Raw genomic sequence first — 12,946 nt, 5'->3', positions numbered from 1 at the left:
GGGGGCCTCCTCGCGTGCCACGGCCCGAGAAGGGCGGTGGACCGTGCGGTGGCGCCGTACTCCGCGCGCATCGCGGCACACCGCGCGGTGCCGCCGTCCGCGCGTGTGTGGCCGCCCGCGCGGTGCGCACGCCCCGCGCGGCTCGGAGACTCCGTGCGGTCTGGGACTCCGCGCGGCCCGGAACTCCGCGCGGCCCGGAACTCCGCGCGGCCCGGAACTCCGCGCCCCCAGGACTCCGCGCCGCCCGGGACTCCGCGCGGACCGGCGCAACGAGCCACCGGACTCGGATTGGCCCTTGTCGCTCGCCGGGGCCAGCGGCTTTTGTCTGTCGTGTAGCAGTGAGGCCGGCGACCTGGACCAGTTGGCGGATCAGGGGCCGGCGTCGAACGAGCCTACGATTGGCTCATCGCCTTTTCATCGTCAAGTGAGGTCAAACCGTGTCCAGCACGCTCCCCAGCACGCCCCGGCCCGACGAGGCTCCCGCGACCGGCACCGCCCGCGTGAAGCGCGGCATGGCCGAGCAGCTCAAGGGCGGCGTGATCATGGACGTCGTCACCCCGGAGCAGGCGAAGATCGCCGAGGACGCCGGCGCCGTCGCGGTGATGGCCCTGGAGCGGGTCCCGGCCGACATCCGTAAGGACGGCGGCGTCGCCCGCATGTCCGACCCGGACATGATCGAGGGCATCATCAACGCCGTCTCGATCCCGGTCATGGCCAAGTCCCGCATCGGCCACTTCGTCGAGGCCCAGGTGCTCCAGTCGCTCGGCGTGGACTACATCGACGAGTCCGAGGTGCTGACCCCGGCCGACGAGGTCAACCACTCCGACAAGTGGTCCTTCACCACGCCCTTCGTCTGCGGCGCCACCAACCTGGGCGAGGCCCTGCGCCGCATCGCCGAGGGCGCGGCCATGATCCGCTCCAAGGGCGAGGCCGGCACCGGCAACGTCGTCGAGGCCGTCCGCCACCTGCGTCAGATCAAGAACGAGATCGCCAAGCTGCGCGGCTTCGACAACCACGAGCTGTACGCCGCCGCCAAGGAGCTGCGCGCCCCGTACGAGCTGGTCAAGGAGGTCGCCGAGCTCGGCAAGCTGCCGGTCGTGCTGTTCTCCGCCGGTGGCGTCGCCACCCCGGCCGACGCGGCCCTGATGCGCCAGCTCGGCGCCGAGGGCGTCTTCGTCGGCTCCGGCATCTTCAAGTCCGGCGACCCGGCCAAGCGTGCCGCCGCCATCGTGAAGGCCACCACCTTCTACGACGACCCGAAGATCATTGCGGACGCGTCCCGCAACCTCGGCGAGGCCATGGTCGGCATCAACTGCGACACCCTGCCCGAGGCCGAGCGCTACGCCAAGCGCGGCTGGTAGTCGAAGCGCTTCCGCAGCCGGAGGGCGGTCCGCGCCGATCGCGGGCCGCCCCCGACGAGTGAACGAAGGTGCCCGGCTCCCCGCCGCGGACGCCCGGCCGCGCGGTCGCGTACGGACTCCGGCCCGTACGGACCGGTCCGGACCGGCGAGTGAGCCGAAGGGCGCGCGGCCGCCGAACCGTCGGCAGTCGCTCACAGCGCCTGGAGGCGAACCGAGCCCTCCCCCAAGGGGGGCGCCCGGAGGCGAACCGAGCCCTGAACAAGAGAGGTCCCACCCGTGTCCACCCCCCTCATCGGTGTTCTCGCCCTGCAGGGCGACGTCCACGAGCACCTCGTCGCGCTCGCCGCGGCCGACGCCCAGGCCCGTCCGATCCGCCGCCCCGAGGAGCTCGCCGAGGTCGACGGCCTGGTGATCCCCGGTGGCGAGTCCACCACGATGTCGAAGCTCGCCGTCATCTTCGGGATGCTGGAGCCGCTGCGCGAGCGGGTGCGTGCCGGGCTGCCGGTCTACGGCACCTGCGCCGGCATGATCATGGTCGCGGACAAGATCCTGGACGGCCGCGAGGACCAGGAGACCCTCGGCGGCATCGACATGATCGTGCGCCGTAACGCCTTCGGTCGCCAGAACGAGTCCTTCGAGGCCGCGATCGACGTCGCCGGCGTCGAAGGCGGGCCCGTCGAGGGCGTGTTCATCCGCGCCCCCTGGGTGGAGTCGGTGGGCGCCGCCGCCGAGGTGCTCGCCACCTACGACGGCCACACCGTCGCGGTCCGCCAGGGCAACGTGCTGGCCACGTCGTTCCACCCGGAGCTCACCGGCGACCACCGGGTGCACGCCCTGTTCGTCGACATGGTCCGCGCGGCACGGCGGTAGGGGCCCCGCCTGGAGTTCACGGCAGAGTGGCGGTGGACGACGGGTGAGGCATGAGATCCCGGTAGGATCTCAGACGTTGGTTTCTCAAGGAGTTACGCGAAGGAGACTGTCGGATGTCCGGCCACTCTAAATGGGCTACGACGAAGCACAAGAAGGCCGTGATCGACGCCAAGCGCGGCAAGCTCTTCGCGAAGCTCATCAAGAACATCGAGGTCGCGGCGCGCATGGGCGGCGCCGACCTGGACGGTAACCCGACGCTCTACGACGCCGTCCAGAAGGCGAAGAAGCAGTCGGTCCCCAACAAGAACATCGACTCCGCCATCAAGCGCGGTGCCGGTCTCGAGGCGGGCGGCGCCGACTACCAGACGATCATGTACGAGGGCTACGGTCCGAACGGCGTCGCGGTGCTGATCGAGTGCCTGACCGACAACCGCAACCGTGCCGCCTCCGACGTGCGCGTCGCCATGACCCGCAACGGCGGCTCGATGGCCGACCCGGGCTCGGTCTCGTACCTGTTCAACCGCAAGGGCGTCGTGATCGTCGCCAAGGGCGAGCTGACCGAGGACGACGTCCTGGGCGCGGTCCTGGAGGCGGGCGCCGAGGAGGTCAACGACCTCGGCGAGTCCTTCGAGGTGGTCTCCGAGGCCAGCGACCTGGTCGCGGTCCGCACCGCCCTGCAGGAGGCCGGCATCGACTACGACTCGGCCGACGCCAACTTCCTCCCCACCATGCAGGTGGAGCTGGACGAGGAGGGCGCGCGCAAGATCTTCAAGCTGATCGACGCGCTGGAGGACAGCGACGACGTGCAGAACGTCTTCGCCAACTTCGACGTCTCCGACGACGTGATGGCCAAGGTCGACGCCTGACCGGGGTCGACGCCTGACCAAGGGCGAGCATGAGCCCGCACACCACGGCGTGGCGCGAGGGGCCGACGGGACACACACCCGTCGGCCCCTCGCTCTGTCAGTGGCAGCCACTAACCTGCAGGAACAGATGGCCGAAGCCGTGCGGCCGGCGAGGGGAGGGACCCGATGCGGGTGCTGGGGGTGGACCCGGGGCTGACCCGGTGCGGCGTCGGGGTGGTCGACGGCGTGGCCGGTCGACCGCTGCGGATGCTCGGCGTCGGCGTCATCCGGACCCCGGCCGACGCGGACATCGGCGCCCGCCTGGTCGCCGTCGAGCGCGGCCTCGAGGAGTGGCTGGACGCGCACCGGCCCGAGTACGTGGCGGTGGAGCGGGTGTTCAGCCAGCACAACGTCCGTACGGTCATGGGCACCGCGCAGGCCAGCGCCGTCGCCGTGCTCTGCGCCGCCCGCCGCGGGCTGCCGGTCGCCCTGCACACCCCCAGTGAGGTCAAGGCGGCCGTCACCGGCTCGGGACGCGCGGACAAGGCCCAGGTCGGCGCCATGGTCACGCGGCTCCTGCGGCTGGACGCCCCACCCAAACCGGCCGACGCCGCCGACGCCCTGGCGCTGGCCATCTGTCATATCTGGCGCGCACCCGCCCAGAACCGGCTACAGCAGGCTGTCGCCGCCCACCGCACGATGAAAGGCCGCACCGCATGATCGCCTTCGTTTCGGGCCCGGTGGCCGCCCTCGCCCCCACAACGGCCGTGATCGAGGTCGGCGGTGTGGGCATGGCCGTCCAGTGTGCCCCGGGCACCCTCTCCACGCTGCGGGTCGGCGAGCCCGCCCGGCTCGCCACCTCCCTGGTCGTGCGTGAGGACTCGCTGACCCTCTACGGCTTCGCCGACGACGACGAGCGCCAGGTCTTCGAGCTGCTCCAGACCGCCAGCGGCGTCGGCCCCCGGCTCGCCCAGGCCATGCTCGCCGTGCACTCGCCGGACGCGCTGCGCCGTGCCGTGGCCGGCGGCGACGAGAAGGCCCTGACCGCCGTGCCCGGCATCGGCAAGAAGGGCGCGCAGAAGCTGCTGCTGGAGCTGAAGGACCGCCTCGGTGACCCGGTCGGCAGCGCTCCGCGCAGGGCCGCCGCGCCCGCCGCCGCGGCCTGGAGCGACCAACTGCACGCGGCGCTCACCGGCCTCGGTTACCCGCCCCGGGAGGCGGACGACGCCGTCGCGGCGGTGACCCCCCAGGCCGAGGCCGCCGTCGCGGCGGGCGACCGGCCGCAGGTCGCCCAGCTGCTGCGGGCCGCCCTGCAGACCCTCAACCGGGCCCGATGAGCGCCCCGGCGACGACCGCCGCCGCACCCCCCACGCGCCGGTCCCAGGAGCCGCCTGGGCGGGTCCCCGTCCGTATCCACCCCGAGGCCGGCGGCCTGGCCGCCACGATCCGTGAGGCGAACCGTAGTGAACTGGGACGATGAGTCCGCACCCGCACCGGTGGGCGGGCTGCCCGCCGGTGGCGACCGGCTCGTGGGAGCCGCCGCCGACGGCGAGGACCAGGCCATCGAGGCGGCGCTGCGCCCCAAGGACCTCGGGGAGTTCGTCGGGCAGGAGCGGGTCCGCGAGCAGCTGGACCTGGTGCTCAAGGCGGCCCGCCAGCGGAACGGCACCGCCGATCACGTGCTGCTGTCCGGCGCGCCCGGCCTCGGCAAGACCACCCTGTCGATGATCATCGCGGCCGAGATGGGGGCCCCGATCCGCATCACCTCCGGCCCCGCCATCCAGCACGCCGGCGACCTCGCGGCGATCCTCTCCTCGCTCGCCGAGGGCGAGGTGCTCTTCCTCGACGAGATCCACCGGATGTCCCGGCCCGCCGAGGAGATGCTCTACATGGCGATGGAGGACTTCCGCGTCGACGTGATCGTCGGCAAGGGCCCCGGCGCCACCGCCATCCCGCTGGAGCTTCCGCCCTTCACCCTGGTCGGCGCCACCACCCGGGCCGGTCTGCTGCCGCCCCCGCTGCGCGACCGCTTCGGCTTCACCGGACACATGGAGTTCTACACCCCGGCCGAGCTGGAGCGGGTCATCCACCGCTCCGCGCGGCTGCTGGACGTGGAGATAGAGGAGGAGGGCGCCGCCGAGATCGCCGGCCGTTCCCGCGGCACCCCGCGCATCGCCAACCGGTTGCTGCGCCGCGTGCGGGACTACGCCCAGGTGAAGGCCGACGGCGTGATCACCCGCGAGGTCGCCACCCGCGCCCTGGACGTGTACGACGTGGACGGCCGTGGCCTGGACCGGCTGGACCGGGCGGTGCTGACCGCGCTGCTGAAGCTGTTCGGCGGCGGCCCGGTGGGGCTGTCGACGCTGGCGGTCGCGGTGGGGGAGGAGCGCGAGACGGTCGAGGAGGTCGCCGAGCCGTTCCTGGTGCGCGAGGGGCTGCTGGCCCGCACGCCGCGTGGTCGGGTGGCCACCCCGGCGGCCTGGGCGCACCTCGGACTGACGCCCCCGCAGTCGCCGCACCCGGCCGGCGGTCAGCAGGGGCTCTTCGGGGCCTGAGCGGAGGAGCGGGCCGGCGGAGGCGTCGTCTCCCGCCGGCCCCGGAGGGTCACGTGAGGTAATCGCCCCGCGACGGCGCGGAAACTGGTCCGTTCAGGAACCCGGGTGCCATGCTGGGCGTTGTTCCATTGGCGCGAGCTCGCTTAGACTCCGCCGATGCCGTCCGTGTGGGACGGCATACCTACCCCCGTAGACCAGGCCGCTTCCCCGCGGTCGTGCGAAGGAATCTCCGTCCCGTGAATCTCGTGACTCTCCTGCCGTTCATCGTGCTCATCGGGGCCATGTTCCTGATGACCCGCTCGGCCAAGAACAAGCAGCGCCAGGCCATGCAGATGCGTGACAACATGCAGCCGGGCTCCGGCGTGCGCACCATCGGCGGCATGTACGCCACGGTCAAGGAGGTTCACGACGACACCGTCCTCCTTGAGGTCGCGCCCGGCGTGCACGCGGTGTACGCGAAGAACGCGATCGGTGCCGTCCTGGAGGACTCGGAGTACAACCGCATCGTGCACGGCATCGACCCCGAGGCGGCGACCGCCGACGAGGACGCCCCGGTCGTCCCCGACGACGTCTCCTCGCTGACCGACTCCGCCGCCGCGGGCGACGACGTCCAGAAGATCGCTCTGGACAAGTCCGACGCCCCGGCGAAGGCCGAGAGCGCCGACGAGACCGAGGCCGCCGAGAAGGGCGAGGCTGGCCAGAAGGCCGAGCAGGCCGCGGACGGCAAGGGCGACGCCGAAGCGAAGTAGCCCGAAATGCCCTCAGGGAACCGCGACGCGCCTCCGCTCGGTGCGCCGCGGTTCCCGGGCGGTTAGGCTCCGGCGGGGGCTGGTCCCCACAACACTTCGTGGCCGCCCGCCGCACAGCGGGTGCGGGGGCGGTTGGACAGGGAGATACGAGAAGGTGGCAGCACCGAAGAAGGGCCGCAGGTCCCCTGGGACACAGGGCAGGCCCGGGCGCGCCCTGGTCGTGATCCTGATCGCCATCGTGGCACTCACCGGAGGGATGTTCATCTCCGGCCACACCACGCCGCGGTTGGGTATCGATCTCGCGGGCGGCACCAGTTTCACGCTGGAGGCCAAGAACCAGCCGGGCAGGCCCAACGCGATCAACTCGGACAACATGAAGACCGCCGTCGACATCATCGAGCGGCGGGTCAACGGTCTGGGTGTGTCCGAGGCCGAGGTCCAGACGCAGGGCGACAAGCACATCATCGTGAACATCCCCAAGGGGATGAACGCGACGCAGGCCCGCAAGCAGGTCGGCACCACCGCCCAGCTGTTCTTCCGGCCCGTGGTGACCTACACCGAAGGCGGCAAGACGCCGCAGCCGGATGCCACCCCCAGCCCCAGCGCGTCCGACAAGGACAAGCAGCAGGGCGACAAGGACCAGGCGAACAAGGGCGACAAGGCCGACGACGGCTCCACCGCCAAGCCCGGCCCCACGGCCAGCACCCAGGGCCGCCCCGTCTCCGAGGGCCTGCGCGCCGACGAGACCCCGAAGCCGACCGGGACCCCGCAGGACAAGGGCGGCAAGGACTCCGCGGACAAGAAGGCCGAGGACGAGAAGTCCGACGCCGAGGACCTGAACGCCCAGCTGGCGGCCCTCGACTGCTCCACCGAGGCCAGCCGTGCCAAGGCCGGTGAGGCCGCCGCGGCGGGCGACCCGAAGAAGTCGATCGTCGCCTGCTCCACCGAGGGCGACCGCAAGTTCATCCTCGGCCCCGCCGAGGTCGAGGGCACCGACGTCGACGACGCCTCCTCCGTCTACCAGCCCGGCGAGGGCTGGATCGTCCAGCTGGACTTCACCAACAAGGGCGCCGACAAGTTCGCCGACGTCACCGGCAAGCTGGCCGCCCAGGCCCCGCCGCAGAACCAGTTCGCCATCGTGCTGGACGGCGCGGTCGTCTCCGACCCGAGCGTCACGCGGACCATCGCCGGCGGCAACGCCCAGATCTCCGGCAGCTTCAGCCAGCAGGAGTCCGAGGACCTGGCCAACGTGCTGTCCTACGGCGCCCTGCCGCTGACCTTCGACATCGCCGACGAGACCACCGTCTCCGCCGCCCTCGGCAGTGAGCAGCTGCGGGCCGGTCTGATCGCGGGCGGCATCGGCCTCGCGCTCGTGATGATCTACCTCGTCGTGTACTACCGTGGCCTGTCGCTGGTGGCCATCGCGAGCCTCGGGGTCTCCGCGATCCTCACTTACGCGATCATGGTGCTGCTCGGCCCGGGCATCGGCTTCGCCCTGAACCTGCCGGCCGTCTGCGGTGCGATCGTGGCCATCGGCATCACCGCCGACTCGTTCATCGTCTACTTCGAACGCATCCGGGACGAGATCCGCGAGGGCCGCACGCTGCGACCGTCGGTGGAGCGCGCCTGGCCGCGCGCCCGCCGCACCATCCTGGTCTCGGACTTCGTGTCCTTCCTCGCGGCCGCCGTGCTCTTCATCGTCACCGTCGGCAAGGTCCAGGGCTTCGCGTTCACCCTCGGCCTGACCACGCTGCTCGACGTCGTCGTGGTGTTCTTCTTCACCAAGCCGCTGATGACGATCCTGGCCCGGAAGAAGTTCTTCGCCAGCGGCCACCCGTGGTCCGGTCTGGACCCCAAGCGCCTCGGCGCCCGCCCGCCGCTGCGCCGCGGCCGGCCCACCGCCCCCGTCGACACGAAGGAGGCGTGAGATGTCGCGACTCGGCACCCTCGGCGCCAAGCTGTACCGAGGCGAGGTCGGTTACGACTTCGTCGCCAAGCGCAAGCTCTGGTACGGCATCTCCATCCTCATCACCATCACGGCCATCGTCGGCCTGGCGGTGCGCGGCCTGAACATGGGCATCGAGTTCTCGGGCGGCGCCGTCTTCACCACGCCCAAGGCGAGCATCTCCACCGAGCAGGCCCGGGAGACCGCGGAGTCGGCCTCCGGCGGCCACACCGCCGTCGTCCAGAAGCTCGGCGACGGGCGCATGCGCATCCAGATCAGCGAGCTGGACACCAAGGAGGCCCAGCCGGTCCAGGAGGCGCTCGCCAAGAAGATGGGCGTCGAGGCATCCAAGATCAACTCGCAGCTCGTCGGCCCCAGCTGGGGTGAACAGATCGCCAGCAAGGCCTGGCAGGGTCTAGCGATCTTCATGGTGCTGGTGGTGATCTATCTCGCCATCGCCTTCGAGTGGCGCATGGCGCTGGCGGCCCTGATCGCGCTGGTCCACGACCTCACCATCACCGTCGGCGTCTACGCGCTGGTCGGCTTCGAGGTCACCCCGGGCACGGTGATCGGTCTGCTGACGATTCTCGGCTATTCCCTCTACGACACCGTCGTCGTCTTCGACGGTCTGAAGGAGGGGGCGAAGGGCATCACCAAGCAGACCCGCTACACCTACAGCGAGATCGCCAACCGCAGCCTCAACGCCACCCTGGTGCGCTCCATCAACACCACGGTCGTGGCGCTGCTGCCGGTCGCCGGCCTGCTCTTCATCGGTGGCGGTGTCCTCGGTGGCGGCATGCTGAACGACATCTCGCTGGCCCTGTTCGTCGGCCTCGCAGCCGGTGCCTACTCGTCGATCTTCATCGCGACGCCGCTGGTCGCCGATCTGAAGGAGCGCGAGCCGGAGCTGCGGGCGCTGGCCCGCCGGGTCAGCGCCAAGCGTGCCGCGGCCGGCAAGGCCGGGGCCGAGGGCCAGGATCAGTCGGCCGACACCGACGCCGACGACGAGCCGGAGCAGGACGACGACGCGGAGGACGCCACCCCGGCCGGGGTCGTCGGCCAGCGTCGCCAGCCCGCGGCCCGCAACCGCGGGCGGGGCCGTCCCTCGGGGAAGCGCCGATGAGCGCGGCGGGCAGCCAGGAGCTGCGGGAACTGCTGCTCAGTCGGATCGTCGACGTCCCGGACTACCCCCAGCCGGGAGTGATGTTCAAGGACATCACCCCGCTGCTGGCCGACGCCACGGCCTTCGGCGCGCTCACCGACGCGCTCGCCGAGCTCTGCGTCAAGCACGGCGCGGACAAGGTCGTCGGCCTCGAAGCCCGCGGCTTCATCCTGGCCGCGCCGGTCGCGGTCCGCGCCGGCCTCGGCTTCGTCCCGGCGCGCAAGGCCGGCAAGCTGCCCGGCGCCACCCTGGGCCAGGCGTACCAGCTGGAGTACGGCACCGCCGAGATCGAGATCCACGCCGACGCGCTGGCGCCCGGCGACCGGGTCCTGGTCATCGACGACGTACTGGCCACCGGCGGCACCGCCGCGGCCTCGCTCCAGCTCATCCGGCGCGCCGGCGCCCAGGTGGCCGGGGTCGCCGTGCTGATGGAGCTGGGCTTCCTCGACGGCCGTGGCCGCCTGGCGGCCGATCTCGACAACGCGCCGCTGGAGGCGTTGATCACGGTCTGAGTCGGGGCCGACCGCCCAGAGGGCGGAAAACTCGGACAAATCCAGAGGGCGGGAATCCGGATCATGGGGATTCCCGCCCTTCGGCGTGCCAGGAGAGCGGCGGTCGCGGAGCGACGGGAGTGGCGGGATCGATACCATGGCATCCCGACCGCTATATGGTCCGGCACCGCTTGAGGAGTGCTCTTGCCAGACGAGGCCAAGCCGCTGACCGCCGCGCATCCGGACGAGCCGACCGCAGCCCCCGACGCCACGGCGGGCGCGGCCACGCCCAAGAAGGCCGGCGAGGCCACGTCGCGGCCCGCGCCGAAGCCTCCGGCCACCCCGGCCGGCCTGGCCGGAGCGACATCCGCGACCCCCGCCCCGGCACGCCCGCTCCAGGGCCCCGCGCCCCGCTCCGGCTCGTCCAACCGGGTCCGCGCTCGCCTGGCCCGTCTCGGGGTCCAGCGCTCCAGCCCGTACAACCCGGTCCTGGAGCCGCTGCTGCGCATCGTGCGCGGCAACGACCCCAAGGCGGACACGGCGACGCTGCGCCAGATCGAGCGCGCCTACCAGGTCGCCGAGCGCTGGCACCGCGGCCAGAAGCGCAAGAGCGGCGACCCGTACATCACCCATCCGCTGGCGGTGACCACCATCCTCGCCGAGCTGGGCATGGACCCGGCCACCCTGATGGCGGGGCTGCTGCACGACACCGTCGAGGACACCGAGTACGGCCTGGAGACCCTGCGGCAGGACTTCGGCGACCAGGTCGCCCTGCTGGTCGACGGCGTGACCAAGCTGGACAAGGTCAAGTTCGGCGAGGCCGCGCAGGCCGAGACCGTGCGCAAGATGGTCGTGGCCATGGCCAAGGACCCCCGGGTGCTGGTCATCAAGCTGGCCGACCGGCTGCACAACATGCGCACCATGCGCTACCTCAAGCGGGAGAAGCAGGAGAAGAAGGCCCGCGAGACGCTGGAGATCTACGCCCCGCTGGCGCACCGGCTGGGCATGAACACCATCAAGTGGGAGCTGGAGGACCTCGCCTTCGCGATCCTCTACCCCAAGATGTACGACGAGATCGTCCGGCTGGTCGCCGAGCGGGCGCCCAAGCGTGACGAGTATCTGGCCATCGTCACCGATCAGGTGCAGGGCGACCTGCGGGCCGCGCGCATCAAGGCCACCGTCACCGGCCGCCCCAAGCACTACTACTCCGTGTACCAGAAGATGATCGTGCGGGGCCGCGACTTCGCCGAGATCTACGACTTGGTGGGCATCCGGGTCCTGGTCGACACCGTCCGCGACTGCTACGCGGCACTGGGCACCATCCACGCGCGGTGGAACCCGGTGCCGGGGCGGTTCAAGGACTACATCGCGATGCCCAAGTTCAACATGTACCAGTCGCTGCACACGACGGTCATCGGGCCCAGCGGAAAGCCGGTCGAGCTGCAGATCCGCACCTTCGACATGCACCGCCGCGCGGAGTACGGCATCGCCGCGCACTGGAAGTACAAGCAGGAGGCCGTCGCCGGCGCCTCCAAGGTGCGCACCGACGTGCCGCGCCACCCGGGCAAGGGCGCCGGCACGGACACCGTCAACGACATGGCCTGGCTGCGGCAGCTGCTGGACTGGCAGAAGGAGACCGAGGACCCCGGCGAGTTCCTGGAGTCGCTCCGCTTCGACCTGTCCCGCAACGAGGTCTTCGTCTTCACCCCCAAGGGCGACGTCATAGCGCTCCCCGCGGGTGCCACTCCCGTGGACTTCGCCTACGCCGTGCACACCGAGGTCGGCCACCGCACCATAGGGGCGCGGGTCAACGGCCGTCTGGTGCCCCTGGAGTCGACGCTGGACAACGGCGACCTGGTGGAGGTCTTCACCTCCAAGGCGTCCGGTGCCGGCCCGTCCCGCGACTGGCTGGGCTTCGTCAAGTCCCCGCGCGCCCGCAACAAGATCCGTGGCTGGTTCTCCAAGGAGCGCCGCGACGAGGCGATCGAGCAGGGCAAGGACGCCATCGTCCGCGCGATGCGCAAGCAGAACCTGCCGATCCAGCGCATCCTCACCGGCGACTCGCTGGTCACCCTCGCCCACGAGATGCGCTATCCGGACATCTCCTCGCTCTACGCGGCCATCGGCGAGGGCCATGTCTCCGCGCAGAGCGTCGTGCAGAAGCTGGTCCAGGCGCTCGGCGGCGAGGAGGCGGCCAACGAGGACATCGCCGAGACCGCCCCGCCGATCCGCACCCGCACCAAGCGGCGCTCCAGCGCCGACCCGGGCGTCGTGGTCAAGGGCGTCGAGGACGTGTGGGTCAAGCTGGCCCGCTGTTGTACGCCGGTGCCGGGCGACCCCGTCATCGGCTTCGTCACCCGCGGCAGCGGCGTCTCGGTGCACCGCGCGGACTGCGTCAACGTCGACTCGCTCTCCCAGCAGCCCGAGCGCATCCTGGACGTCGAGTGGGCGCCCACCCAGTCGTCGGTCTTCCTGGTCGCCATCCAGGTGGAGGCGCTGGACCGCTCGCGGCTGCTCTCCGACGTCACACGCGTGCTGTCGGACCAGCACGTCAACATCCTCTCCGCGGCCGTCCAGACCTCCCGTGACCGCGTCGCCACCTCCCGCTTCACCTTCGAGATGGGCGACCCCAAGCACCTGGGCCACGTCCTGAAGGCCGTACGCGGCGTGGAGGGCGTCTACGACGTCTACCGGGTGACCTCGGCCCGCCAGCGGTAGCCCCGCGGGCGGCGCGGCTGGTCTCGTACATGGCGTGCCCCCGGGGCAGGAGTTGTGCCCTCGGGCGGGCGCCGTGGTGCCTCCCGGCAGAAGCCCCGGGGCGGCTGCTGGCGGTTTGGCACCGCCGGGCTGCGCCGCCGTGGTTTCTCGCCGTTGCGGCGGGATAGGGGCGCCGCCCGTACCAGCCGACGACAGGGCCCCGGGTACCTGCGTACCCGGGGCCCTGTGCCGTGTCAGCGTGCGTCGGAGG

The 12,946-nt window shown here is 71.5% G+C and carries 11 protein-coding genes; all 11 read left to right on the top strand.

Features of this window, described 5'->3' with window-relative positions; translation table 11 throughout:
* Positions 1-437: 437 nt before the first annotated feature.
* Positions 438-1,361, top strand: a complete 924-nt coding sequence (pdxS, locus tag LRS74_RS05600; protein ID WP_277739938.1) for a pyridoxal 5'-phosphate synthase lyase subunit PdxS — start codon at positions 438-440, stop codon at positions 1,359-1,361.
* A gap of 276 nt (positions 1,362-1,637) precedes the next feature.
* Entirely contained in the window at positions 1,638-2,231 is a 594-nt protein-coding gene (gene pdxT, locus LRS74_RS05595; RefSeq protein WP_277739937.1) for a pyridoxal 5'-phosphate synthase glutaminase subunit PdxT, read from the top strand.
* A gap of 113 nt (positions 2,232-2,344) precedes the next feature.
* Positions 2,345-3,097, top strand: coding sequence for a YebC/PmpR family DNA-binding transcriptional regulator (locus LRS74_RS05590; RefSeq protein ID WP_277739936.1), 753 nt, complete (start codon positions 2,345-2,347; stop codon positions 3,095-3,097).
* 165 nt (positions 3,098-3,262) lie between these two features.
* Positions 3,263-3,796: a crossover junction endodeoxyribonuclease RuvC gene (ruvC, locus tag LRS74_RS05585; RefSeq protein WP_277739935.1), complete on the top strand. Its 534-nt coding sequence runs from the start codon at positions 3,263-3,265 to the stop codon at positions 3,794-3,796.
* The gene (gene ruvA, locus LRS74_RS05580) at positions 3,793-4,413 is read left to right on the top strand and encodes a Holliday junction branch migration protein RuvA (protein WP_277739934.1); all 621 of its coding nucleotides are present in this window, start codon (positions 3,793-3,795) and stop codon (positions 4,411-4,413) included. Before ruvC ends, ruvA begins: the two co-directional genes overlap by 4 nt.
* A 126-nt stretch (positions 4,414-4,539) precedes the next feature.
* On the top strand, positions 4,540-5,631 hold the full coding sequence (gene ruvB, locus LRS74_RS05575; protein ID WP_277739933.1) for a Holliday junction branch migration DNA helicase RuvB: 1,092 nt from the start codon (positions 4,540-4,542) through the stop codon (positions 5,629-5,631).
* 236 nt (positions 5,632-5,867) lie between these two features.
* Complete coding sequence (gene yajC, locus LRS74_RS05570; protein WP_277739932.1) at positions 5,868-6,380, top strand: preprotein translocase subunit YajC; 513 nt, start codon at positions 5,868-5,870, stop codon at positions 6,378-6,380.
* Positions 6,381-6,534: 154 nt separating this feature from the next.
* Positions 6,535-8,307: a protein translocase subunit SecD gene (secD, locus tag LRS74_RS05565; protein WP_277739931.1), complete on the top strand. Its 1,773-nt coding sequence runs from the start codon at positions 6,535-6,537 to the stop codon at positions 8,305-8,307.
* A 1-nt stretch (position 8,308) separates the two neighbouring features.
* The gene (gene secF, locus LRS74_RS05560; RefSeq protein ID WP_277739930.1) at positions 8,309-9,448 is read left to right on the top strand and encodes a protein translocase subunit SecF; all 1,140 of its coding nucleotides are present in this window, start codon (positions 8,309-8,311) and stop codon (positions 9,446-9,448) included.
* The gene (locus LRS74_RS05555; RefSeq protein WP_277739929.1) at positions 9,445-9,999 is read left to right on the top strand and encodes an adenine phosphoribosyltransferase; all 555 of its coding nucleotides are present in this window, start codon (positions 9,445-9,447) and stop codon (positions 9,997-9,999) included. Before secF ends, LRS74_RS05555 begins: the two co-directional genes overlap by 4 nt.
* A gap of 183 nt (positions 10,000-10,182) precedes the next feature.
* Positions 10,183-12,696 (top strand): bifunctional (p)ppGpp synthetase/guanosine-3',5'-bis(diphosphate) 3'-pyrophosphohydrolase, encoded by a 2,514-nt coding sequence (locus tag LRS74_RS05550; RefSeq protein ID WP_277739928.1) that lies wholly within the window; start codon positions 10,183-10,185, stop codon positions 12,694-12,696.
* Positions 12,697-12,946 lie beyond the last annotated feature (250 nt).

Origin of the sequence: Streptomyces sp. LX-29 (assembly GCF_029541745.1) — a bacterium.
In the GTDB taxonomy this organism is placed as follows: Bacteria; Actinomycetota; Actinomycetes; order Streptomycetales; family Streptomycetaceae; genus Streptomyces.
The sequence above is the reverse complement of the archived record's forward strand: the minus strand, read 5'-3'. Positions and strand labels throughout refer to the sequence as shown.